The sequence below is a fragment of the Pseudomonas sp. 1D4 genome, assembly GCF_001728925.1.
GTDB lineage: Bacteria > Pseudomonadota > Gammaproteobacteria > Pseudomonadales > Pseudomonadaceae > Metapseudomonas > Metapseudomonas otitidis.
Genome location: NZ_LXJQ01000032.1, coordinates 13,712 through 37,609, shown reverse-complemented (window position 1 = coordinate 37,609; position 23,898 = coordinate 13,712). Strand labels below are relative to the sequence as shown.

20 protein-coding genes are annotated in these 23,898 nt (G+C 65.5%); 6 read left to right on the top strand and 14 right to left on the bottom strand.

All coding sequences use genetic code 11. The annotated features are described in order from the left end of the window. Positions 1-26: 26 nt before the first annotated feature. From A7D27_RS16765 to A7D27_RS16755, 3 genes are all read right to left on the bottom strand, one after another. A complete protein-coding gene (locus A7D27_RS16765; RefSeq protein WP_069565498.1) occupies positions 27-524 on the bottom strand; it encodes a phage antirepressor in 498 nt (165 codons plus the stop codon). Positions 525-1,132: 608 nt separating this feature from the next. Then, positions 1,133-1,891 (bottom strand): class I SAM-dependent methyltransferase, encoded by a 759-nt coding sequence (locus A7D27_RS16760; protein WP_069565497.1) that lies wholly within the window; start codon positions 1,889-1,891, stop codon positions 1,133-1,135. Positions 1,892-2,078: 187 nt separating this feature from the next. After that, complete coding sequence (locus A7D27_RS16755; RefSeq protein WP_069565496.1) at positions 2,079-2,915, bottom strand: LuxR C-terminal-related transcriptional regulator; 837 nt, start codon at positions 2,913-2,915, stop codon at positions 2,079-2,081. A gap of 136 nt (positions 2,916-3,051) precedes the next feature. Here A7D27_RS16755 and A7D27_RS16750 point away from each other — a divergent pair, with 136 nt between their 5' ends. From A7D27_RS16750 to A7D27_RS16740, 3 genes are all read left to right on the top strand, one after another. Next, on the top strand, positions 3,052-3,321 hold the full coding sequence (locus tag A7D27_RS16750; protein ID WP_044400503.1) for a helix-turn-helix domain-containing protein: 270 nt from the start codon (positions 3,052-3,054) through the stop codon (positions 3,319-3,321). A gap of 73 nt (positions 3,322-3,394) precedes the next feature. Further along, complete coding sequence (locus tag A7D27_RS16745) at positions 3,395-3,883, top strand: hypothetical protein (RefSeq protein WP_069565495.1); 489 nt, start codon at positions 3,395-3,397, stop codon at positions 3,881-3,883. 150 nt (positions 3,884-4,033) lie between these two features. Continuing rightward, on the top strand, positions 4,034-6,742 hold the full coding sequence (locus A7D27_RS16740) for an AAA domain-containing protein (RefSeq protein ID WP_069565494.1): 2,709 nt from the start codon (positions 4,034-4,036) through the stop codon (positions 6,740-6,742). A gap of 103 nt (positions 6,743-6,845) precedes the next feature. Here A7D27_RS16740 and A7D27_RS16735 read toward each other — a convergent pair whose 3' ends face one another. Then, positions 6,846-7,379, bottom strand: a complete 534-nt coding sequence (locus A7D27_RS16735) for a hypothetical protein (RefSeq protein ID WP_069565493.1) — start codon at positions 7,377-7,379, stop codon at positions 6,846-6,848. Continuing rightward, a complete protein-coding gene (locus A7D27_RS16730) occupies positions 7,376-7,816 on the bottom strand; it encodes a hypothetical protein (RefSeq protein WP_069565492.1) in 441 nt (146 codons plus the stop codon). Before A7D27_RS16730 ends, A7D27_RS16735 begins: the two co-directional genes overlap by 4 nt. A gap of 351 nt (positions 7,817-8,167) precedes the next feature. On the opposite strand from A7D27_RS16730, the gene A7D27_RS16725 reads away from it, so the two are divergent. After that, a complete protein-coding gene (locus tag A7D27_RS16725; protein WP_069565491.1) occupies positions 8,168-9,259 on the top strand; it encodes a hypothetical protein in 1,092 nt (363 codons plus the stop codon). A gap of 377 nt (positions 9,260-9,636) precedes the next feature. Here A7D27_RS16725 and A7D27_RS16720 read toward each other — a convergent pair whose 3' ends face one another. Continuing rightward, positions 9,637-10,326, bottom strand: a complete 690-nt coding sequence (locus A7D27_RS16720; RefSeq protein ID WP_069565490.1) for a GNAT family N-acetyltransferase — start codon at positions 10,324-10,326, stop codon at positions 9,637-9,639. Between the two features lie 163 nt (positions 10,327-10,489). Beyond that, on the bottom strand, positions 10,490-10,945 hold the full coding sequence (locus A7D27_RS16715; protein WP_069565489.1) for a hypothetical protein: 456 nt from the start codon (positions 10,943-10,945) through the stop codon (positions 10,490-10,492). 193 nt (positions 10,946-11,138) lie between these two features. Between A7D27_RS16715 and A7D27_RS16710 the strand changes: the two genes are divergently transcribed. Then, a complete protein-coding gene (locus A7D27_RS16710; protein ID WP_069565488.1) occupies positions 11,139-12,059 on the top strand; it encodes an ADP-ribosylglycohydrolase family protein in 921 nt (306 codons plus the stop codon). A 21-nt stretch (positions 12,060-12,080) separates the two neighbouring features. Here the strand turns inward: A7D27_RS16710 and A7D27_RS16705 are convergent, their stop codons facing one another. The 5 genes from A7D27_RS16705 to A7D27_RS16685 all read right to left on the bottom strand — a co-directional run bounded on the left by A7D27_RS16705 (position 12,081) and on the right by A7D27_RS16685 (position 17,314). Further along, positions 12,081-12,554: a nuclear transport factor 2 family protein gene (locus A7D27_RS16705; RefSeq protein WP_069560260.1), complete on the bottom strand. Its 474-nt coding sequence runs from the start codon at positions 12,552-12,554 to the stop codon at positions 12,081-12,083. A gap of 44 nt (positions 12,555-12,598) precedes the next feature. Beyond that, positions 12,599-14,650, bottom strand: a complete 2,052-nt coding sequence (locus A7D27_RS16700) for a pyridoxamine 5'-phosphate oxidase family protein (RefSeq protein WP_069565487.1) — start codon at positions 14,648-14,650, stop codon at positions 12,599-12,601. A 61-nt stretch (positions 14,651-14,711) separates the two neighbouring features. Beyond that, on the bottom strand, positions 14,712-15,341 hold the full coding sequence (locus A7D27_RS16695) for a glutathione S-transferase family protein (RefSeq protein WP_069560258.1): 630 nt from the start codon (positions 15,339-15,341) through the stop codon (positions 14,712-14,714). A 141-nt stretch (positions 15,342-15,482) separates the two neighbouring features. After that, positions 15,483-16,397: a LysR family transcriptional regulator gene (locus A7D27_RS16690; RefSeq protein WP_069565486.1), complete on the bottom strand. Its 915-nt coding sequence runs from the start codon at positions 16,395-16,397 to the stop codon at positions 15,483-15,485. A 2-nt stretch (positions 16,398-16,399) separates the two neighbouring features. Further along, positions 16,400-17,314, bottom strand: a complete 915-nt coding sequence (locus A7D27_RS16685; protein ID WP_069560256.1) for a LysR family transcriptional regulator — start codon at positions 17,312-17,314, stop codon at positions 16,400-16,402. 198 nt (positions 17,315-17,512) lie between these two features. On the opposite strand from A7D27_RS16685, the gene A7D27_RS16680 reads away from it, so the two are divergent. Continuing rightward, positions 17,513-18,772 (top strand): nitrite reductase, encoded by a 1,260-nt coding sequence (locus A7D27_RS16680; RefSeq protein ID WP_069565485.1) that lies wholly within the window; start codon positions 17,513-17,515, stop codon positions 18,770-18,772. A gap of 592 nt (positions 18,773-19,364) precedes the next feature. Here A7D27_RS16680 and A7D27_RS16675 read toward each other — a convergent pair. Together A7D27_RS16675 and acnA are read right to left on the bottom strand one after the other, a co-directional pair. Beyond that, the gene (locus A7D27_RS16675; RefSeq protein WP_069560254.1) at positions 19,365-20,930 is read right to left on the bottom strand and encodes a PAS domain-containing methyl-accepting chemotaxis protein; all 1,566 of its coding nucleotides are present in this window, start codon (positions 20,928-20,930) and stop codon (positions 19,365-19,367) included. Between the two features lie 162 nt (positions 20,931-21,092). Next, positions 21,093-23,834, bottom strand: a complete 2,742-nt coding sequence (gene acnA / locus A7D27_RS16670; RefSeq protein ID WP_069560253.1) for an aconitate hydratase AcnA — start codon at positions 23,832-23,834, stop codon at positions 21,093-21,095. Positions 23,835-23,898: the final 64 nt, after the last annotated feature.

The following is a 23,898-nucleotide window of genomic DNA, read 5'->3' as shown; positions in this document are numbered from 1 at the left end:
CATGCGGCGTTTCCATTTCCACCTCCCTAGAAAAACCGCCTCCAACTCGGCCCATCCCCCAGCCGCAGGTCATCGTGCGCGGCCATAAAGCGCGGCAGGTCCTGCCGGGCGATCCAGGTTTCGCTTTGCCAGTGCAGGGCGGCGATGCGCTGGTTGGCCCAGGTCATGAGGATGCGCCTCGGGCTGGCCTGCGGGTCGCGGTGGTAGTCGTGGAGGGTGGGGATCACTTCGTCGCTGAGCCACTGGCTGAGGGCGCAGTGTTCGGGGTGGCCGAAGCGGTAGAGAGCGCGATAGAGGCCGGCGTCACTGACCAGTTCCACCTCTTCGCAGCGCCCTGTGCTGTAGCGGAGAAAGGCGAAGCGGAATTGGTGGGGATAGAGGCGTTTGGTCAGGCGGTAGGGCCGGGTGGCGGCGATCATCAGGGCGAAGTCGAGGGCGACGAACCAGGGGCGGTTGTCGATCATGACGGCGCGCAGTTGGTGGCAGTGGCGTTGGAAGGTGATGGGGGTGAATGCGTCATGCATGGTGGCTCTCCAATGTTGAATTGAAGACTTGCCACCCACGCTGTCAGTCGAAGGGCGGCAAGCCGCGCGGGGTTGACAGACCGGCAACATTGGAACCGGCAGGCCACGAGGACCTCCCCGCGCGACCTGCCATAAAGCAGAGCAGTTGTGAAAACTGCATGCGTGCTGATGCCTGCGAAAAACATTCGCCGTTTTTCGCATGCACCTCGCGGCGCATTCGCGCCAATGTTCTTTCGGGCTGTCAAACCCGTCCACGGGATTGACCGTGGCCGGCGCAGGATAGGGACGGCCGAGCCCGAGGGCAAGGGGAGGAGGGGGCCGACATGGCGGCAGGCTGCCGTCTTGTCTGGGAGGAAGTGACGGGTCTTGGGGCGGAAAGCATTACGTCAGGCCGAGCCCATGGTCAGCCGCTGACCGAGTGAGGCGGTTGCTTGAACAACTGCCTCGGCTGCTCTCAGCGGTGTGGTTGCAGGTTGGGCTGATCGGCACGTTCACCCTTCGATTCGGGATGAACGTGCCGGGGCTTACGGCCCTTCACGGTTGGCGTGGACGTGGCCGCTTTCGATCCGCCCCGCGCCACCTTTGCCACGCCCTTGTTCAAGGCCTTGTCAATCTGGGCGGCGTGCTTCGAGGCTGATGATGGGATCGCTCTGGCAGGGGCAGCGGCCATGCTGGTAGCCGCCTGACGCCACCACCTCTACAAAGCCCGCTTCACGCAGTGCGAATGCCAGTTCGTCGACGCCCCACCAACGCAAGTGGAAAAGATCCAGCTCGGTGGACTGTAAGGTGCCGTCTTGCCAATGCTGATAGTGCAGATGGGACAGCGTGGTTTGCTTGCGGTAGTCCACTTCGGCCCGGTGGCTGGTCAGCGTGAGCAGGTTGCTGCCATCCACTGTCCAGCTCCGTGCCGCCTGTGCCTCCCCGATGATGCTCTCGATGGGGTCGATGTCCATGATCAACCGCCCGCCGGGCTGCAGGTGATTCCAGAACCGCTTGAGCACGGCCATTGCGGAGGTGGTTTCGGTAATCAGCTGGAATGACCCGGCGGGCATGATGATGGCTGCGAATCGCTGGTCATAGCGGAACTGCTCGAACGTCTGCTGTGTGAGGGGCGCGGGCAGCCCTCGCGCCCGGCATTCCTGCCGGCAGTATTCGAGCATCTCGTGGGAGGCATCGAAGCCCTCGATGGCCAGGCCCCTCTCCAGCAGCGGTATGAAGATCCGCCCATTGCCCACTGCGGGTTCCAGTACCGGGCCATCAACGTCCGCCAGGCACTGCTGGTAGTACTCCAGGTCTCCAAATGAATGGCTGATGGGTTTATCCAGGTGATAAATCCACGAGGCGAGTCTTCCGTATCGGTTTTGCATATCACTCTCCATGGCAAGCGCGGGATGCTACCGCAACTCGGGGGCCGTGCCTGCCTGTAAAGTCGAGCGTCCTCATGTCGCTGTTACAGCGTGCAGCCACTGTCCATTCGGCCGGGCGTGGGGCGCGTGCGAATGGCTTGGGTTGATTGCGGTGTTCCGGTGTGGGGTGGAGGGCTCTGGAGCGATGTCAGGACTGGCGCCGATATCGACGTTGCCGCCGCTTTGGCCTGCTGAACAATCCCGCGCCAAGCAGCTCGCCCATGAACAGCCCGAAGAGTTGCACCTGGCTGTCCACTTCCAGCTTCTCGTACAGGTTGCGCCGGTGGACCTTCACGGTGCTCCAGGCGATGCGCAGTTGCCTGGCGATTTCCAGGCTGGAGTAGCCCTGCAGCATCAGCTGGGCAATCGTGTGCTCCCGCCGCGTCAGCAGTTCCTCCCCAAAGCTGCTGAATACCGCGCGCACATGCTCGGTCGGCCACAGGGCATCCGCCCGTGGCTGGCTCCTGGCCGCCCAGGCCAGGCGCACCACGTCCTCCACGACCGGCATGGCGTCATGCAGCAGCCGCAGCGTCGCGTCGTCGTACGCGTTCTTGCCTGTGGCCCTCATCAGCGAAAGCACTGCTCGGCAGCCTGGCTCCGGGGTGGTGAGGAAGCCCACCTGATCACTCAGCCGCAGGCGGTGGTAGTAGGTGAGGAAGTAGTGGCCGCTTTCGAAGCCTTCCCGCGCCAGGTCCCGCAGGCTGTAGAGCCCATCGACCTTGTCGAAGAGGCTGCTGAGGTAGAAGGGGTCGAGCAGGTAGGGGCCGCTTCTGTAGTCATCGATGAAGCGCCGTCGCCGTTCGGGCGGCAGGGCGTAGTAGAGAGGCTGAGGCGGGTAATGGCCTTCGTTGACGAACAGTACGACGTGGTCGGTCGGGGCAAGGCTCTGGAGCCAGTGGGTGACGGCCTGCAGCTGAGGCTCGCCGGGTGGCTGGGCGAGGACGTGGGTGATGTCGCGGGTCCATGTGTTCGGGAGCAGGTGCATTGGCCGGAAACTTCCCTTTCAGAGCCCCGGAGCTAGAGGGCGTAAGAGGTGCTCCCATTCGGCAAATAATACTCTATCGAGTATGGAGTAATGGCCAGACGAAAGGCTTCATCGTTCCTTTTTGCGAGTAGGTGGAATGGAACTGAAGCAAGCCCTCGGGAAGGCCATCAAGGAGTTGAGGCTCAGCAGCGATCTTTCCCAGGAATCGGTGGGGGCAAGCCAGAGCTACATCAGCGATGTGGAGCGCGGCATCAAGAGCCCTTCGGTCATCAAGCTGGCAGAGCTGGCGGAGAACATGGGCGTGCACCCGCTGACGATCCTGGCCAAGAGCTACCTGCTGGCAAACCCCGAACTGACGGTGCAGGCACTGCTGGAGCAATTGCGCCAGGAGCTGGAGCAGCACTGATCGACTGGGGCAACCCAACTGCCAAGCCCTCTGCACGGGGGCTTTCATCATCCGCGCACGGACAAGGATCGCCATGCGGCATACGTACCTCACCACTCACACCGGCTGCCAGCCACGCCTGGCCCGCCTGCTCGCAGCCCTGCTGCTGCTCCAGGCCATTCCCGCCCTTTGCCTCGCCGAACCCACCTTCACTGGAAGCTGGTACCTGGACCTGCGCACGCCCGAGCAACAGGCCGCCCAGGCCGAGTGCGGAGGCGCCGGCTTCGATCTGACCCAGCAGGGCAACACGGTGCTCGGGACGCACTACCTCGCCACGGTCAACTGCGGCAAGCTCAACGAGGGCGGCGAAGTCCGGGGAACCGTGACGGGCTCCGAAGCCGTTCTGTTTGTCACCAGCGGTCGAACGGGCGAGGTCGTGAAGGGCAAGGCCACGCTGGTTGGCGACACGCTCAGGTGGCAGGTGCTGGAAACGGTCAAGGTCGGCGAGCCGGAGTGGGAGCCGGGGCTTGTTCTGCGGAGCGGGGTGTTGGGGAGGCGTAAGGGGGTAGAGCGGGGAAGCTAGAGGTCGCTTGTATGGAGCCAGCGCAGCCTTCAAGCGAGCGCGTTATCAGTCACTCGAAGAGTGATGGCAAAATGGCATTTTTCTGGAAGTACGGCATTCGATGTTTGCCAATGCACAGCGGGATGCCGTGCGCATAAGTATAGGGAATGTATGGTTTCGATTCGTGTGGGTGGTGAGGACAAGACCGCAGAGATAGTCGATTGGAAGATCTGGAGTGACAAGCGCGAAGGCCTGCAGCTGATATGCATCTACTCCAAAAAACGCCGCGTCCGCCACGCACTGGCTGACTGCCTCATCTCACCCTGCCGCGTACTGGAGGAGGTGTTGCTGACCAAATCCGGCAGCACGATCACCCAGCCTGTCGCAAAAGCGATGATCTACGGCGAGCGGTATGTCGTGGTGTATTACCCCAACTCCGACACGCCTTACATCCACAAGATGGAAAACATCCATTTGGCGAAGCCAACGGGGATGAAGAGCTCGGCGGTCTTTGGCTATTTCCGGGAAGTGGCGAATGCCCGCCAGAGTCGTGCCGAGTCGAAGGACGACCATGAGGTTGCCGCCAATATCGTGCGCCAGTTGGAGAAGCTGCCTGCCAGCGCGGATACCGCGTTGCATGCCTACTGCAACGGGCACAGCAAGGTACTGACACCGGGCCATGGGCTGATCTATCCGTTCGGGTTGAACGAGAGCCAGCTCGCGGCGGTCGAGCAGGCATTCCGTGCCCAGGTCAGTGTGATCGAAGGGCCTCCGGGAACCGGCAAGACCCAGACCATCCTCAATATCCTCGCCAATATCCTGCTGCGTAATCAGACGGTCGCGGTACTGTCCAACAACAATGCAGCGGTGGAAAACGTCTACGAGAAGCTGGAGAAATTCGGGCTGGGTCATCTGATCGCCAAGCTCGGCAAGAAGGACAAGCGCGATGACTTCTTCGCGAACCTGCCGCCTTGGCCGTCGAGCGAACCCGGGCCGGCACCGACGCTGGATGAGATTCAAGCCTTGCTGGCCCGCGTCAAGCAGCACCTGCATGACCACAATCGGGCTGCACAACTGCAGGCCAAGCTCGATGAGCTGACCATCGAGCGGCGCTTCCTGCAGCAGTGGCAAGAAGACAGTGGCATCCAGGCTGTCACCTCCTTGGAGAAGTACAAGCTTTCGCCGCGAAGCACAGCAGACCTGATGGCCTACCTGGCTTACCTCGGTGAGCAACGCATCCGCCTCCGGGACCGGATCGAACTGCTGTTCAACTTCAGGATCTTTCGAACCAAGCCATTCGCCCAGGGCGATGCGCGCCTATCGGTCTTTCATGCCCTGCAGATGCACTACTACGACAAGGCGCTGCAAGACACGCAGGCGGAACTGCAGGCATGCCGCGAGTCCCTGGCGCGCGGAAACTTCACGGCCCTGCTGGATGAGCTGCAGACCGCTTCGATGCGGCATCTGAAGCAGCACTTGCAGCGCCGGACGCCACCGACGGACAACTTCGATGCGTCGACCTACTGCCTGCGTTTCGATGCCTTCGTGAGCCGTTTCCCGATCCTGGGGAGCGGCACGCACTCCATCGTCAACTCGATTGGAAAAGGCGCGATCCTCGACTACGCGATCATTGACGAAGCCTCGCTGCAAGACATCGTGCCGGGCATCCTGGCGATGGGCTGCGCGAGGAATCTGATCATCGTCGGGGACAACCGCCAGTTGGCGCACATCCCGGTTGTGCTGGGCTTGCCGGCGCCTGCCGAAGCCTATGACTGCGAGCGCTACAGCCTGCTTGATTCGTGCATTCGCGTGTTCAAGGACGTCGTTCCCAGAACCCTGCTGAAGGAGCATTACCGGTGCCACCCCCGAATCATCCAGTTCTGCAACCAGCAGTTCTACGACAACGCGTTGGTGCCAATGACCGAGGACAAGGGCGAAGAGCCGCTGCGTCTGGTGGTGACGGCCAAGGGCAATCATGCCCGCCGGAACGTCAACCTCCGCGAACTGGAGTCACTGCTTGAAGTGCTGGAACGCGGGGGAGAGCCGCTTGAGCTGAAGGAGGATGGTCGTGGTTTCATCGCGCCGTTCCGTGCCCAGGTTAACCTCTCCGGCGACCGTCTGCCGAAGGACTTCATCAAGGACACCGTGCACAAGTTCCAGGGCCGTGAGTGCGACGAGATCGTGTTTTCCACCGTGCTGGACAAAAAACACTTCAACCAAGCGCGCAGGCGCCTGGATTTCGTTGATGACCCCCGCATGATCAACGTGGCGGTCTCACGGGCCAAGCACTGTTTCACCCTGGTAACGGGCGACGATGTGTTTACTGAAAATAACGGCCACATCGCAGCTTTGATGCGTTACATCACCTATTACGCGCAGGATGATCAGGTCATTCGCGCACCGGTGGTATCGGCTTTCGATTTGCTCTACCGGGAGTTCGATCAATCTCTGGCGCAACTCGAGGCTCGCCTTCGTCCTGAAGACTCGCGCTACAAATCCGAGCAGATCGTGACGCAGCTCTTGCGTGAGGCGTTGTCAGCTCCGGCTTACCAGTCGTTGATGTTCCACACGCAGATCAAGCTGGATCAGATCGCATCGCCACATCGCCAGGATTGGACCGATCGTGAGCGCGGATTCATGGCTCGCGCGAGTTGTGATTTCGTCATTTATTACAAGGTGGGCAAGACCCCTATCGGGGTCATCGAGGTCGATGGAGGCTCCCACGACCGCCCCGACCAGGCCGCGCGGGACGCCATTAAGAACGGTGTGCTGGAAAAAAGCGGCATTGCTCTTTTGCGCCTTCGAACCGTCGAGAGCCGTATCGAGGAGCGAATCGCGAGCTTCCTTTCTCAATGGGCCAGCCCGACGCCCGGCGCTTAAGAGCGATGTACCCATGCGAACGAGGTCACCGATCTTTGGACTTGGCAGCATGAGCGAGATAGAGCCTTAGGGCGCCCTGTTCTGACGCCCAACGGCCGGGCCCTCAAGGCTGGAAGACAACCTGCCACCCGCCATCACTGAACGAGACCTTGCCCTTGACCGGCTGGGTTGCGCAGCACAGCGCATCTTTCGTCCAGTCGGGCTTGAAGCCCGAGAACAGGATCTCGCCGTTCTCCACATAAAGCCGTTCCAGGCGCTTGGGAAAGTCCGTGGGCGTCAGGGATGGCCTGGAGCGTTCCGGGTCGACGGAGATCCTGTGGTAGTCGCCGTACTTCATCGTCACCAGCAGGGTTCTGCCCATTGAACTGCCCCCCGAGCACCCTACGTCCAGGCTGATGGCTGCAACGAAGACGGGTTGCTTCTGGATGCGGTACTTGACGACGTTGCCGGGTTTGAAAGCAAACCCGCAGCCGATGGCGTTGCCGTAGCGCTCGAGCAGCGCAGGGATGGTTTGCTCGGCTGCCAGGTGGGCCGCTTCCCATATCTGGATGCCCTCGAGTTCTCGTTGCGACGGTTCCGCCCAGCATGGCGTACCGATCAGGCACAGCACGAAAAGAAATAGGTAGCTTCGGTTCACGGTGCACCTGGCGGGTTTGGGGTTGCAGGGTTCAAAGGGGTGTAGCCCGGTGGCCAGTCGAACCTGAGGTTGCAGTTTTCGGGGATTGGATTCCCATCCATGTGATAGGCCACCCAGGCCAGTATGTGTGCCATCGCTTCCGTGCCGGTCTCAGAAAGGCAGCAGGCAGCTGCAACTTCCTTCAGTCGTCTTTGGCAGGTGTTGATGTGTCGGCGCACGCCTTCACACCCGCCCAGGTACTGATCGAAGTCGCCTATGGCAATTCCCACGCCTGTCACTCCATATGTTCCGGCAACGCCCGGCGCCTCTTCGTAGATGGCCATGATGTCCAGGCCTTCCAGAGCGGCGACATGGGTCATGACGTCACAGAAGGCGTCTTTCAGGGCGTTGCTGATCCAGATGTCATGGCTGTTGCCAATGATGATGGGGGCGCCCACGTTTTCTTGAGTCCTTGTTCTTGAGTCCGCTGTTTTCGGCTTGCCTGCTCTGTATTTTCAATCAGTTCCGAAAGTGCCCGGACATAGCCGTACGTTGTTGGGGATGCTCCGAACCACTGCAGTTGAATGATGAGACGCTACAGCGGGTGATGCCTCCCGGGTGCCGAAGTCCATGACTCAGGTCAGCAGCCCGCTGTAGTCGAATCGATTGGACAACGAAGCGGCACACACTACGCTGAACATTCAACTCCATCACCCACTTGTATGCAGGCGTTGCTGTAAGGCCGAATTGGCCTTTGGCTGGGCGTGCAAGGCTGATGGGCTCATGCGATCAAAGCGCAGGGACGGCTCATGAATCAATCAGTGCTGGTAATTGCCGGGGCAGTGTTTTCCGTGGTTGTTGGAGAGGTTGAGGCCTTCCAGCTTTCACCGAATGGAACTGCGGCAGAGCGATCCATGGCACAGGAATATGGCGTTACCTACAGGGCAACCGTGCCTTTTGCCAGCTTTGCCATGCACAATTTTGCCGATCCGGCTCATGAAGCGCTGACACAGAAAATATATGGGTGCGATGGAGACTGGCAGAAATGCAGTAACCCGGATCTGGAGAATGCCGGGCCTTACATCATTGCCGGGGTGAGGTGGAATGATGACCCCGTGTTCATGCCGGGAGCTCAAGATGCCAAGGTTTCCGGCTGTGATGGGCGCTACTCGGTTGGATTCATCTCTCAAACAAAGTGCTGGATCAACCTGTTCAAGGCCGCAGAGAAGAAGAGCGCATCAGATCCTACTGCCTACATGGGGTCGGGAAACTACATTGCCCGCTCACACTTCGGTGATCTGCAGTTCCTGCATGCAATGGCATCCCAGGAGGGGGATTCGCCGGAGAAGACGAAGCAGAGCATCATGATGTGGGCACAGTTTGCCTGGGGCGTGGCGGATGGTACGTACCCCATCAACACTTACTTGAAAGACGTGAAGATCGAGGGCTGGGAGCAGAGCTTCAACAATGCTCAAACGGTTCAGGACTTGTTTACGGCAGGGCGCCCATGGTTGCGTGCCCATGTTAGTGAAGTGGCCTTTGGCAGTTTGCTGCATATGGTCCAGGACAGTTTTGCCGGTGGGCATGTTCAGCGGCGTGACGAGATCATTGGTGACAAGTGCCTGGCGGGCACTGAGCCTGTACTTGGTCGGATCGAGGAGTTTCATTCCTATGCCAAGCAGGATCACGAAAAGCACAAGGAGGACGACGCCAGTTCAGTTGCCAGGGTGATGCTGATGCAGCATGAGCCTGATGTCGTCGACGCAGGAAAGAAACTCAGGGGTTATTTCGCCGATCGCAAAGGGTGGTCGGAGGTCCGGCCGTATCTGGAAGATTGCCTCTTCGCCCTCAGTACTGACGCGAGAGCCGCATCGGCGGGGAGTCACTACTTGCCGGAGTAGCCTTCGGTTTCTTATTGCCATGTACCCGCCATCCCGGTAGTTCCACTCGATGCTCATTCACGCCCTCACCACCACGAGCGTCGCGTGTGAGGTGTCGTGAGCGCACAAATCACGAACTTCAAAGGCCCGCCAGCGATGGACGGGCTTTTTTGTGTCCGTGCGTTGAGGGGGTACGCAAGGAGATCCACTGATGCAGACGCTGTTGATTCTCGACGTCCAGGTCGGCCTTGTTCATGGCCATGAAAGACTGTGGCGCTGACACGAGCTGCTGCACACCCTCAACAACCTGGAGGCTGAGGGGTGGCGCTTCGACCCGGGTGGGGCAACGACCCATTAATGACGGCGATGGAGGGGCGATGCTCCAGGTGCACCGATCTTCAATGCACCGTGGGAAAACGCTCCTTCACCAGTGCCTGGGCGTGAAAGGCCAACTGGTCCAGCAGCCGGTCGCGCTTGGCCTCGGCTTCGCGCATGGCCTTGCTGCCGTGCTGCTTCACCAGGTAGGCGTGGATCTGCCGCACTTCCTTGGACTGGTAGATGGGGGCGAGGTCCTGCACGGCGACCAGGCCGTCGGAACGGTGGTCACGGGTGTTGAGCAGGACGTGGGGCCCCTGGGCGGCCAGTACGCGCAACCCCATAGCTTCGAAGAGCGGTGCCTTGCTGGCGACGCAGGCCAGTTCGAGGTGGGGCCGCTGGGCGATCACCTGCTGCAGCAGGGCACGGCCGATGCCGCGCCGGCGGTGGCTGGCCTTCACGGCGATGTAGGGGAGGGTGCAGGCCTCGGCGTCGTCCGCGCTCGGCAGAAAGAGGGCAAAGCCGAGCACCTGGGAAGGGTCTTCGTCATCCAGCGCCAGGACGAGCCGCGCGGCGCCGTCCAGCCCGCTGTCCATGGCTTGCAGGTAGAGGTGCACCTCGTAGCCGATCACGTACTGGTACAGCGGGTAGAGCGGGTTGCTGGGCGTCAGCGGTACGGGGCTGATGTCGCTGAAATCGTCCACCACCGCCTGCAGGACCTGGCTCTTCAGGGACTCGGGCGGCGGTGTGTCGAGGGTAACGAGGGTGAACATCGGGAAGCAGGCTCCAGGCGTGCCCGATCAGGGGATCGGCGCGGGCGCCATTCTACGTCCTGGCGCTGAGAGTTCGCAGATGGCTCAGTGGTTCCCGGTTGGCTTCTTTGCTGCTCGACATATTGGGCATTCCTTACGGCTGTCTTCGATCCGGCACTTCGACTCATTCCATCTTCCAATGCCCCACCCGCTCCAAGGTGCCGCCGATGGCACCCCGCAGGCCGCAGAAGGACCGGCAGCGCTGTGCATCCAGCGGTTTCACCACCACCTTGTTCTCTGCGAAGACGAGGCTCACCTGGCAGCGGGGTGATGCATCGGGCGTGCCGTAGCCTTCCCAGCTCGCGTACAGGTGATGGTCCGGGTCGTCGGTGAACAGATAGGTGTCGGCGCTGCCTGGCTCGGGCGATGCGATACCCGGTACTTCGCAGCGGGCGGCGCCCGATTCCGACACATAGAAGAACGACAGACCGCGCGCCGTGGCCAGCACGGTGAGGGTCTGGTAATGGCCCGTGGCGAGGGTGACGGCCTGGTAGTAGCCGTGCAGGGGCGCTTCGGCCCGAGCGGTCAGACTGCGGGCGCTGATGAGCATGAAGGCGGCAACGCGGAGAGCGGGTGTCATATCGGCATCCACTGCATGGCGGGGTACGTCCTTGTGGGCGGCGAGCATACAGCGGCGCGCCGCAGCCTGGCATGCCTTGCGGGCCGTTTTGCCAGAACCGTCTCAGGCGCCAGACAGCGCCTCTGCTACCCTGCGCGCCCCTGAAAGGCTCTGCCAATGGGGCTTAGCCAGGAACCGGAAGGGAGTCACCCGCATGCACAACGCACAGCTCTCGGATCGCTACGCAGGGTGCCTGCTTGGCCTGGCCTGTGGCGACGCGGTCGGCACGACCCTCGAGTTCATCCATCGCAGCGCTCTCGTCCCCATCACCGACATGGTCGGCGGTGGGCCCTTCCACCTGGCGCCGGGGCAGTGGACGGACGACACCTCCATGGCGCTGTGCCTGGCGGAAAGTCTGCTGGAGCGCAACGGGTTCGATGCCCGGGACCAGATGACCCGCTACCTGAACTGGTGGCAATGGGGCTACTGGAGTTCGACGGGGGCGTGCTTCGACATCGGCATGACGGTCCGGGATGCCCTGACGCGCTTCCAGGAAACGGGAGAGCCGTTCGCGGGCTCGAGCGACCCTCAGACTGCCGGCAACGGTTCGCTCATGCGCCTGGCCCCGGCGGTGCTGTTCTTCTACCCGGACCGCGAGGCGATGCGCTGGGCGGCGCGCCAGAGCTCTCTCACCACCCATGGCGCGGCCGAGGCCATCGAGTCGTGCCTGCTGCTGGCAGAGGTCATCGCCAAGGCGCTGGCCGGTGAGGGCAAGGACGAGGTGCTGACGCTGTCCCCGGAGACCTATGCCGAGCCCGCCATCCAGCGCCAGGCCGAAGGCAGCTTCAGGCACAGGTCGCGTGACGAAGTCCAGGGCACCGGCTACTGCGTCGCTTCCCTCGAAGCCTCGCTGTGGTGCTTCTGGTCCACCGACTCTTTCGAGGCGGCGGTACTCGCCGCTGCCAACCTGGGGGATGACGCCGACACCACCGCCGCCATCACCGGCCAGATCGCCGGCGCCTTCTACGGCCGGCAGGGCATTCCGGCCCGCTGGATCAAGCGGCTGCACCTCGCCTCCGAAATCGAAGGCATCGCCGCCGCCCTGTACCGATCCGCCCTGGCACGTTCCGGCTAAGCCGGCGCCGCTTGCAGGCGTCTACAACCCCAGCTCGCTCAACCCGGGATGGTCGTCGGGCCGCCGGCCCTGGGGCCAGTGGAACAGCCGCTGGTCCTCGCGGATCGGCAGGTCGTTGATGCTGGCATGGCGGACCTGCATCAGGCCGTGTTCGTCGAACGCCCAGTTCTCGTTGCCGTAGGAGCGGTACCACTGCCCCTCGGCGTCGTGCCATTCGTAGGCGAAGCGCACGGCGATGCGGTGGCCTTCGAAGGCCCAGAGTTCCTTGATCAGGCGGTACTGCTGCTCGCGCTGCCACTTGCGGGTGAGGAAGTCGCGGATCTGCTCGCGGCCACGGGGGAACTCGCTGCGGTTGCGCCAGCGGCTGTCGACGGTATACGCCAGGGCGACCCGCTCCGGGTCGCGGCTGTTCCAGCCGTCTTCGGCCATGCGCACCTTCTGCACGGCGGTTTCACGGGTGAAGGGGGGAAGCGGGGGACGGGGTTCGGCAGTCATTGTCGGGCCTTGCGAGGTGGGGGACGTGGCTTCAAAGGTAGTCGTCAAAGGTCGAGCACCAGCGGCTGCGGCGTACCGGCGGCGGGCACTGCGCAGCAGATCAGCACCTCGCCCGCGTCTGGCAGGCTGGCCGGTGGCTGCGGGTAGGTCACCTGGCCGCTGAGGATGCGCGTGCGGCAGGTGCCACAGGAGCCGCTGCGGCAACTGAAGTCCGGCTGCAGCCCGCGGCGCTCCGCCAGCTCCAGCAGGCTGCCGCCCTCGGGCTGCCAGCGGGCCTCCTTGGCGGATTGCCGGAACAGCACCGGCACCGCTTCGGTGGCCGCCGGGGGCAGCGCATCGGCTGGGCTGGCCGTGTCCGGCCGGCGTTGCAGGCTGGAGGGGCCGAAGGTCTCGGCATGCAGGCGGCCATCGCTGATGTTCAGTGCCCGCAGGCCGTCGTACAGCGCCTGGGTGAAGCCGGCGGGGCCGCAGAGGACGAAGTCGTAGTCGTCGAAGGGCAGCACGGCCTTGAGCAGGGCGGTGTCGATGCGCCCCGCCTGGTCGAAATCCAGCCCCTCCTGCAGCTCTGGTTCCGGCTGGCTGAGTACCCGCAGCCACTGCAGCGTGTCGCCGGCTTCCTGCTGCAGGGCGGCCAGTTCGCGGCCGAAGGCCAGCTCGCTCCCGTGGCGCGCGGACTGGAACAGCCAGACCACACGGCGCCGACGCAGGCGACGGTTCTGGTAGTGCACCTCGCGCAACATGCTCAGCAGCGGCGTGATGCCGACGCCGGCCGCCAGCAGCACCAGTGGGCGGCGTTCCTCCGGGTCGAGCACGAAGCGGCCGCGCGGGGCCTTGGCCTCCAACAGGCTGCCGACGCCGAGGTGCGCGTGCAGGTGCCGGGAGACGAGGCCGTCGCGCTTCACGCTGATCCGCAGGAAGCCGTCCGACGGCGCGCTGGACAGGCTGTAGGTGCGGATCAGCGGTTGCGCCTGGCCCGGCAGGGCAAGCCGCAGCGGCAGGTGCTGACCGGCGGAGAAGACCGGCCAGCCGCCCTGGTCGGCGGGCTCCAGGTAGAAGGAGCGGATGCTGGCGCTCTCGTCCTGCACCCGCGTCACCCGCAGCGGGCGCCAGTGGTCGCGTTGCGCGGCGGCCTGCAGGCGGGCCTCGGCCTCATCCCAGTTGCCGGTCATCAGGCTGTTGGCGGAATAGCCCTGGAAGGCCCAGCGCAACGCCAGGGCGGCCGGGCGGCGGATGACCTGCTCCACCTCCAGGTGCCAGAGCCGTTCCGCACCCTGGAAGGCGCGGATTTCCTCTCCCTCCAGCGTCAGCTCGGTGCGCCCGCTGAGTTGCAGGATGTCGCCGCTGGCGAAGTCGATGAACAGCAGGCCCGCCTGCGGGTTGAGCAGCAGGTTGCCGAGGGTGTTGAAGTGCAGGTTGCCGGCGAAGTCCGGGATGCTCAGGCGGTTGCCCCGGACCCGGACGAAGCCGGCCTGGCCGCCCCGGTGGGAGACGTCCACGGTTCGGTGGCCATCGGCGAGGGTGACGTAGCTGGCGACGAAGAAGGTGTCGGCGCTGGCGATCACCTGGCGTGCCGCGTCGTCCAGGTGATCGAGAGGCTCGGCGGCTGCCGCGGCGGGGGTGGGCTCCGCGACGGTCTCGTACTGGCGCAGTTGGATGTACTGCGGGCAGTTGCCGAAGGTCTGTTCCACGGCGATACCCAGCCCGTGCCCGTCACGGATCACCACCTGGCCGTTGAGGCGGTTGCGCCGCCGGCTGTGCAGCTCGATGCCCAGCAGGCCCACCGCCGCGCCGTCGGTGAGGGCGGCTGCGGCCGGGTCGCCGGCCTGGGGCAGGGCGTCCAGCCGCAGCAGGCGTGGGTCCGGCGAGTGGGCGAAACCGACCGGGCCTTCGAGGACGCTGGCCCAGGGGCGCCCCTCGGCGTCCACCGTGCCCAGCAGCACGAAGGGCAACTGACGGTAGAAGGCGCGGTGCTGCTCGGGCATGTGGTCGCGGATCACCCGCCGGCCCATGTCCGCCATGCGCTGGGCCACCCCGGCGCGTGCCTGCAGTTGCTGTTCCCCGGCGTGCCAGGGGGAGGGCTCGGTCGGCTGGTTCATGGTGAGGCTCCCGCTGGAGAGGCGTAAGGCCCGGTGCCGCCGTGGCTGCACCGGGGGCACGTCAGGCGCTTTGCAGGCCGGCGGCCGTGCGCGGCATCGGCACGAAGCCGGGCAGCGCTTCGACGCGGGCCAGCCAGGCGCGGACCTGGGGGTAGGGTTCCAGGGACACGTTGCCCTCCGGCGCGTGGGCGATGTAGCTGTAGCCCGCCACATCGGCCAGGGTCGCCTGGTCGCCGGCGAGGAAGGGGCGCTGGGCCAGTTCCTGCTCGATGACCGCGAGCAGCGCGTGGGAGCGGGCGATGGTGGGCTCGGCCTCGTAGGGCGCGCCGAACACGGTGATCAGCCGCGCGGTAGCCGGGCCCGAGGCGATCGGCCCGGCCGCCACAGAGAGCCAGCGCTGCACCCGGGCGGCGCCCAGCGGGTCGTCGGGCAGCCAGCGGCCGGCCGGGTCATGCTTCTTCGCCAGGTACACGAGGATGGCGTTGGAGTCACTGAGCACCACGCCGTTGTCGTCGATCACCGGGATCTGCCCGAAAGGGTTCATGGCGAGGAATTCCGGGCTCTTGTGGGCGCCCTTGGCCAGGTCGACGAAGACCAGTTCCGCCGGGACGCCCAGCAGCGAAAGGAACAGCTCGATGCGGTGGGCGTGGCCCGACAGGGGGTGGTGAAAGAGCTTGATCGGCTTGGACATGATGATCTCCGTGGCACAGGTAAGGGGAACAGGGGCCGGTGGCGGCCGTGCTGTGGAGTCATCTTCGGTGCGCAAGGGTTTGGGCGGAATCGCCAGGAATGGCAATCCTTTGTTTTGGAATCTGGAATAAACGCCGAGCCGCTAGTCGTCGCCCGTCCCGTTCAGGGCGCCGTGGTTGCGCAAGCCGGCCACCGCCAGGTCGACGAAGCTGCGCACCCGCGCGGCAGCGCGGCGCCCCTCGCGGTACACCACGTGCAACGGCACAGGGGACGGGGCGAAGGGGTCGAGAACGCTGCGCAGCTGCCCGTTGGCCAACTGCTCATGGGCCTGGTAGCCCAGGCAGCGCGTCAGGCCGCCGCCCAGGCAGGCCGCCTGGATCGCACCCTGGGTCGTGGCGCAGGCCAGGCGCGGGCGCAGCGGGTACGGGCGCAGTTCCCCGTCGACGCGAAAGCGCCACTCGGGGAGCCGCGAGTCCGCCAGGGCGTGGATGATCCGGTGCCGGGCGAGGTCCGCCGGGGCCTGGGGTTCGCCGTGCCGGGCCAGGTAGGCGGGGCTGGCGCAGACCACCCGGCGCACCTGGCCGACCGGCAGCGCCACCAGGGAGGAATCCGGCAGGCTGCCGGCGACGATGGCCACGTCGAGGCCTTCCTCGTGCAGGTTGGGCAGCCGTTCCAGGTAGCGGACGACCACGTCCACCTCGGGGAAGCGCTGCAGGTAGTCCAGCAGCATCGGGGTCAGCACCTGCTGCCCGAGCAGCAGCGGCATGCTTACCGTGAGCCGGCCGCGCGGTTCGAGGTGCAGCCCGGCGGCCGAGGCTTCGGCTTCCCGCACCTGCAGCAGCAGCCGCTCGCAGTCGCCGGCGAAGCGCTGCCCGGCTTCGGTCAGCGTCACGCCCTGGGTGCTGCGCTGCAGCAGGGCCAGGCCCAGGCGCTGCTCCAGTGCCTCCACGGCGCGGGTCACGGTGGGCGCCGACAACCCCAGTTGGCGCGCGGCGGCGGCCAGGCTCAGGGTCTGGCTGACGGCGAGGAAGGCCTGCATCTGCCCGTGGCGGTCCATGTTCAGGGCTGCCGGTTGCGGTTCAGCGCCGGGTCCCGGGCCAGGCGTTCTGTGCAGAAGTCGACGAAGGTGCGCACCTTGGCGGCGATCCGCCGTCCGCCCTGGTACACCACGTGGATCGGCAGCGGCGGCTGCTCGAAGGCCTCCAGGACGATCTCCAGTTCACCCCGGCGCACCTTGTCGGCCACCTGGTAGCTCAGCACCCGCGTCAGCCCCCAGCCCAGGCAGGCGGCGTGGATCGCCGCCTGGTTGGCGGTGACCACCAGGCGCGGCTGCGGGCGGATGTTCAGCGGCCGGTCCCCCTCGATGAACTGCCACTCGCCCGGCGCCTGGCTGCTGGACGAGGCCACCACCTGGGCCTCCTGCAACTGCATGGGGTGAGTGGGTCGGCCGTGGGTGGCGAGGAAGCCCGGCGAGGCACAGACCACCCGGCGCACTTCGCCGACGCGCACGGCGTTGAGGCCGCTATCCGGCAGGTGGCCGATGCGCACCGCGACATCGATGCCTTCGTCCACCATGGTGACCACCCGGTCCACCAGCAGCGCCTTGATCTGTACCGCCGGGTGCTGGTCCAGGTACTCCACCATCAGCGGGGTGACGAACAGCTCCCCGAACAGCACCGGCGCGGTAACGCTCAACTGGCCGCGCGCGGTGGCGTGGCTGCCGGCGGCGGATTCCTCGGCCTCCTCCAGCTCGGCGAGGATGCGCCGGCAGTCCTCCACGTAGCGCTGGCCGGCCTCGGTGATGTGCACGCTGCGGGTGGTGCGGGCCAGCAGCAGGGTGCCGATGCGCTCCTCCAGCGCCGCCACGGCGCGGGTCACGCTGGGTGGCGACATGTTCAGGCGGCGCGCAGCGGCGGCGAAGCCCTGTTCCTCGGCTACGGCGAGAAACACCTGCATCTCCTGGAAACGGTCCATCACGGGCCTCCTGTGGGGCGATGCGCAAGAGTGGGGCTTGTGTTGCGTCGCTGGCAACAGATCGTCCCTGGCGATGGGGGTTCTTGCCGGGTGTGTCGGTACGGGCACCGTGCCGGCGGTTTTGCTCGCCCAGGTCTCAGGGGCCGGGCGCCGGGTCTGCTACCCTGCGCGCCCCAATTCCGCTGACATGGAGGTTGCATGCGCATTGTCCTTTCTTACCGTGGCGTTGTTTCCGGGCTGATCTTCGCGCTGGCGGCGCTGCCCCTGCCTGGCAGGGCGGACGAGGCTTCGGCCCCGGCGGTGGAGATCCCGGTGTGGAACCGCAGTTGGGTCGGCACCCTGGGCACCAGGACGGTGGAGGTGTCCCTGCAGCGGGTGGCCGATGGCCTGCGCGGCCGCTATTGCTACCAGCCTTGCAGCAACCAGACGCGCGACGTGCTCAGGCTCAGCGGGCGTATCGCCGGCGAGGGGGGCGAGCTGGGCGAGTCCGACAGCAGCCGTGCCAACGTGGCGACGGGGACCTGGCGCATCACCTCGCTGGAGAAGGGCCTGACCGGCACCTGGATTTCGCCCAACGGCAAGCGCTCGTTGCCCCTGGCCCTGCGCCCGGCCACTGCCGAGGACGCGCTGGAGGCACGCTTCCCCTTCGAGCTGCGCCTGGTGGCGGATGCACCGCCCGAGGAGGAGGGCGACGGTTGCCCCACGCCGCCGATGGTCTCGGCCATCCGCCTGTACAAGGACGGCCAGTTGGTGCAGACCCTGCCCACCGAGTCCCAGGGCACCTGCGGGATGTTCACGCCCTCGCTGATCGACGCCAACTTCGACGACTGGCCGGACCTGACCATCGCCCAGTTCCTCCCGGCCGGCCCCAACATCCCCCACCAGACCTGGCTCTACGACCCGGCCACCGGCCGCTATGTCGATGCCCCGCCCATGCTGCAGGGCATCAGCTCGGCGGAGTTCGATCCGGTCCACCGCATCGTTTACACCTACTGGCGCGCCAGTTGCTGCGAACACGGCGTTTCCACCTACCGCTGGCAGGACGGCGACGTGCAGGAGGTGGACACCCGCAGCAGCTACCTGCTGCCGCTGATCGACGGCGACAAGCGGCGCCTGTGCTACGTCATGCCCAGCTACGGCGACGGCTTCATCGAATACAGCAGCCGGGTGGAACAGGGCGACGACGGCCGCCTGCGCCTACGCGGGCTCGACCCCGCGTCCTGCGACATGGACGAAGGCAATTTCCTCGAACGCACCTACATCGAGGTCTGGAAACCCGCGTCGCCCGGCCAGCCGCCGACCCTGCTGCGCACCGAGGAAACCACCTGGAAACCGGTGCAGACCGCCGCCGGCCAGCGCTACTGCCCCGAAGTGCCGTACTACGACAACGGCCGCATCCGCCGCGTGCTGAACGACAACCCGGACCTGTGCAGCGAACAGAACCCGCTGCAACCCTGACCTCGCGCCCGACAGCAGCCCGGCGCATCCCTGGGCTGAAGCCCAGGCTACGGGCGTTTCCAGGCGGGTAGGGTGAGCGGCGCTTCACCCCTCCACCGTGAACTCCCAGGCGTCGCTCTGCGTAGCCCGGACTTCAGTCCGGGAAGGGTGCCGAGCCCGTGCCTGGGTACAGCCCGGCGCATCCCTGGGCTGAAGCCCAGGCTACGGGTGTTTCCAGGTGGGTAGGGTGAGCGGCGCTTCACCCCTCCACCGTGAAACACCCAGGCGTGGCCCTGCGTAGCCCGGACTTCAGTCCGGGAAGGGTGTCGAGCCCGTGCCTGGGTACAGCCCGGCGCATCCCTGGGCTGAAGCCCAGGCTACGGGTGTTTCCAGGTGGGTAGAGTGGATGGCGCTTCATCCATCCACCGTGAAACAACGAGGCGTGGCCCTGCGTAGCCCGGATTTCAGTCCGGGAAGGGTGTGGAGTGTCCCCGGACTGAAGCCCTGGGTACGTGGCAGCCTGGCACCCGTTGAACGGGCCAAGGGGAGGGGCGGCGAGCGGGCGCGCAACGAAAAAGAGCGCCCTGGGGCGCTCCGTTTCGATGGGGTGGGGTCAGCGGTTGAAGCGGTCCACCAGTGAGTACTGGCCGTGGGCGGTGCGGGCCAGCTCTTCGCTCAGCAGGGCGGTGCGCTGGGCTTCGCCCGAGGTCTGGTCGGCGAGCTGGGCGATGCTGCCGATGCGCACGTTGATCTCTTCGGCCACGGCGCTCTGTTCCTCGGTGGCGGCGGCGATCTGGTCGGTCATGGCGGTGATGTTGGCCACGGCTTCGCTGATGCCCACCAGGGCCTGGTCGGCCTGCAGCACCTGCTCGACGCCTTCGTCGGCCTGGCGACGACCGTTTTCCATGGTGCGCACGGTTTCCTCGGCGGTCTTCTGCAACTGGGCGATGAGCTGGTGGATCTGCCCGGTGGACTCGGCGGTGCGTTGCGCCAGGGAGCGCACCTCGTCAGCCACCACGGCGAAGCCCCTGCCCATTTCGCCGGCGCGGGCAGCCTCGATGGCGGCGTTGAGGGCGAGCAGGTTGGTCTGGTCGGCGATGCCCTTGATCACGTCCACCACGCCACCGATCTCGTTGCTGTCCTGGGCCAGGCGGGCGACGGTCTCGCTGGTCTCGATCACCGACTGCGACAGGCGTTCGATGGCGGCGCGGGTCTCGGCGGCAACGTGCCGGCCCTGGGTGGTGAGGCGGTTGGCTTCCTGGGTGGCGTCGGCAGTGCGCTGGACGTTGGAGGCGACTTCCTGGGTGGTGGCGGCCATCTGGTTGACGGCGGTGGCCGCCTGGTCGGTCTCCTGGCGCTGACGCTCCAGCCCGTCGGAGCTGTTGTGGGCCAGGGCGTCGGCCTGGCGGGCCTGGTCGGTGAGGTGCTCGGCGGTGTCCTGCAGGCGGGTGAGGCAGGTCTTGAGGCGTGCCTCCTGGCTGAGCAGGGCCATCTCCAGGCGGGCCTGGTCGCCCCGGCTGTCGGTGTACATCCGTGCGATCAGCGGGTCGGAAGTGGTCTGTTCGGCAAGCTGCAGCAGGCGCTTGATGCCGCGCCCTTGCCAGGCGAGGCCGATCAGCCCGAGTGGCACGGAGAGCAGGGCGGCGAGCAGGAAGCCCCAGTGGGAGGTCAGCCAGGCGCCGATGAAGAAGCCGATCTGGCTGATGAGGATGAACGGCAGCCAGTCCTGCAGCACCGGCAGCCAGCGGTCCTGGCTGGGGATGGCGGACTTGCCGGCGTTGATCCGTGCGTAGAGCGCCTCGGCCCGGCGCACCTGCTCGGCGGTGGGCTTGACCCGCACCGACTCGTAGCCGGTGACCTGGCTGCCCTCGAAGATGGGCGTGACGTAGGCGTTGACCCAGTAGTGGTCGCCGTTCTTGCAGCGGTTCTTGACGATGCCCATCCACGGCCGGCCCTTCTTCAGGGTGGCCCACATGTGGGCGAACACGGCGGGGGGCACGTCCGGGTGACGGACGAGGTTGTGTGGGGCGTGGATCAGCTCTTCCCGGGAATAGCCGCTGATCTCGACGAAGGCCTGGTTGCAGTAGGTGATGACACCCTTGCCGTCCGTGGTCGAAATGAGGCGCTGCTCGGCGGGGTAGGTCCTTTCGCGTTGGGTAACCGGTTGGTTGTTTCGCATGTTGTTCTTCCGCAAGGCTTGAGGCGGGTATCGGCTCTGGTGAACCAAAGTTGAGCCATTTTTCGCCGTGCAGTGTAAACAGTTTGTGTCGTGTCGCCGTCGGGAAAGTTTCCCGCCAACCAGCGACCCAGAGCCTTCGCGGGGCTCCGGGTCGCTCGCAAGTCAGGCCGCGAGCAGCTGGCGCAGCACGTAGTGGAGGATGCCGCCGGCCTTGAAGTACTCCACTTCATTGAGGGTGTCGATGCGGCAGAGCACCTCGACGTTCTCGCGGGAGCCGTCCTCGCGGGTGATCTCCAGGGTCAGGTCCATGCGCGGGCGCAGCTCTACGCCGCTGAGCCCGAGGATGGCGATCCGCTCGCGCCCGGTCAGGCCCAGGCTCTTGCGGTCGGTGCCCTCCTTGAACTGCAGCGGCAGCACGCCCATGCCCACCAGGTTGGAGCGGTGGATGCGCTCGAAGCTCTCGGCGATCACCGCCTTGACCCCCAGCAGGTTGGTACCCTTGGCCGCCCAGTCGCGGGAGGAGCCGGTGCCGTATTCCTTGCCGGCGATGATCACCAGCGGCGTGCCTTCGGCCTGGTAGCGCATGGCGGCGTCATAGATGGCCAGCTTCTCGCCGCTGGGCACATGCAGGGTGTTGCCACCTTCCTCGCCGCCGAGCATCTCGTTGCGGATGCGGATGTTGGCGAAGGTGCCGCGCATCATCACTTCGTGGTTGCCGCGCCGCGAGCCGTAGGAGTTGAAGTCCCGCGGCTCCACGCCGTTTTCCCGCAGGTAGCGCCCGGCGGGGCTGTCGGCCTTGATGTTGCCGGCCGGGGAGATGTGGTCGGTGGTCACCGAGTCCCCCAGCAGGGCGAGGACCCGGGCTTTTTGCACGTCTTCCACCTTGGGCGGCGCACCGGCGATGTCAGCGAAGAACGGCGGGTGCTGGATGTAGGTGGAGTCGGCCTGCCAGGCATAGGTGTCCGATTCGGGCACCTGGATGGCGCGCCACTTCTCGTCGCCGGCGAAGACCTCCGCGTACTCCTTGCGGAACATCGCGGTGTCGACCTTGGTGATGGCTTCGGCGATCTCCTTCTGGCTCGGCCAGATGTCCTTCAGGTACACCGGCTGGCCGTCCTTGCCTTCGCCCAGCGGTTCGCGGCTGATGTCCAGGCGCACGCTGCCAGCCAGGGCATAGGCGACCACCAGGGGCGGTGAGGCCAGCCAGTTGGTCTTCACCAGCGGGTGTACGCGGCCTTCGAAGTTGCGGTTGCCGGAGAGTACCGAGGCCACGGTCAGGTCGCCCTGCTGGATGGCCTTCTCGATGGGCTCCAGTAGCGGGCCGGAGTTGCCGATGCAGGTGGTGCAGCCGTAACCCACCAGGTCGAAGCCCAGCTCATCGAGGTACTTCGTCAGCCCGGCGGCGGCGAAGTACTCGGTCACCACCTTGGAGCCTGGCGCCAGGGAACTCTTCACCCAGGGCTTGCGCGTCAGGCCCTTTTCCACGGCCTTCTTCGCCACCAGGCCGGCGGCCATCATCACGCTGGGGTTGGAGGTGTTGGTGCAGGAGGTGATGGCGGCGATCACCACGGCGCCGTCGCTCAGGCGGTGGGTGCGGCCCTCGTATTCGTAGTCCATCACGCCGCTCTGTACGCTGCCGCCCACGGCGGTGCCACCGCCGCCCTCGCTGAGCAGGCGGCCGTCCTCCTTGGCGCTGGGCTTGAGTTGCAGGGCGATGAGGTCGTCGAAGGTGCTGGCCACCTGGGTCAGCGGCACCCGGTCCTGCGGGCGCTTGGGCCCGGCCAGGCTGGCTTCCACCGTGCCCATGTCCAGGGACAGGCTGTCGGTGAACAGCGGTTCGTCGCCGGCGTTGCGCCACAGGCCCTGGGCCTTGCAGTAGGCCTCCACCAGTTTGACCGTGGATTCCGGGCGACCGGAGAGGCGCAGGTAGCCGAGGGTCACCTCGTCCACCGGGAAGAAACCGCAGGTGGCGCCGTATTCCGGGGCCATGTTGGCGATGGTGGCGCGGTCGGCCAGGGGCAGGTCGGCGAGGCCGTCGCCGTAGAACTCGACGAATTTCCCCACCACGCCCTTCTTGCGCAGCATCTGGGTGACGGTGAGCACCAGGTCGGTGGCGGTGATGCCTTCCTTGAGCTTGCCGCTGAGCTTGAAGCCGATCACCTCGGGGATCAGCATCGACACCGGCTGGCCGAGCATCGCCGCTTCCGCCTCGATGCCGCCCACGCCCCAGCCGAGCACGCCGAGGCCGTTGATCATGGTGGTGTGGGAGTCGGTGCCCACCAGGGTGTCGGGGAAGGCGTAGGTCAGGCCGTCTTCCTCCCGCGTCCAGACGGTGCGGCCGAGGTATTCCAGGTTCACCTGGTGGCAGATGCCGGTGCCCGGCGGAACCACACTGAAGTTATCGAAGGCGCTTTGGCCCCAGCGCAGGAAGGCATAGCGTTCGCCGTTGCGCTCCATCTCGATCTCGACGTTCTGCTCGAAGGCCTCGGGGCTGGCGAAGCGGTCCACCATCACCGAGTGGTCGATCACCAGGTCCACCGGGGACAGCGGGTTGATCTTCTGCGGGTCGCCACCGGCCTTGGCCACGGCGTCACGCATGGCGGCCAGGTCGACCACGGCGGGTACGCCGGTGAAGTCCTGCATCAATACCCGCGCCGGGCGGTACTGGATCTCGCGCTCGGAGCTGCGGGTCTTCTGCCAGGCCACCAGGGCTTCGAGGTCTTCGGGGCCGACGGTTTCGTTGTCTTCCCAGCGCAGCAGGTTTTCCAGCAGCACTTTCAGGGACAGGGGAAGCTTGTCGATGCTGCCGAGGCGCTTGGCGGCCTCTGGCAGGCTGAAGTAGTGATAGGTCTTGCCGTCCACCTCGAGGGTGCGGCGGCTGTTCAGGCTATCCAGGGAAGGCATGTGACATCTCCTTTTGGCCCACACGGCATGGGCCGATACAGGGGGCGTAACCCAGCAAAGCTAG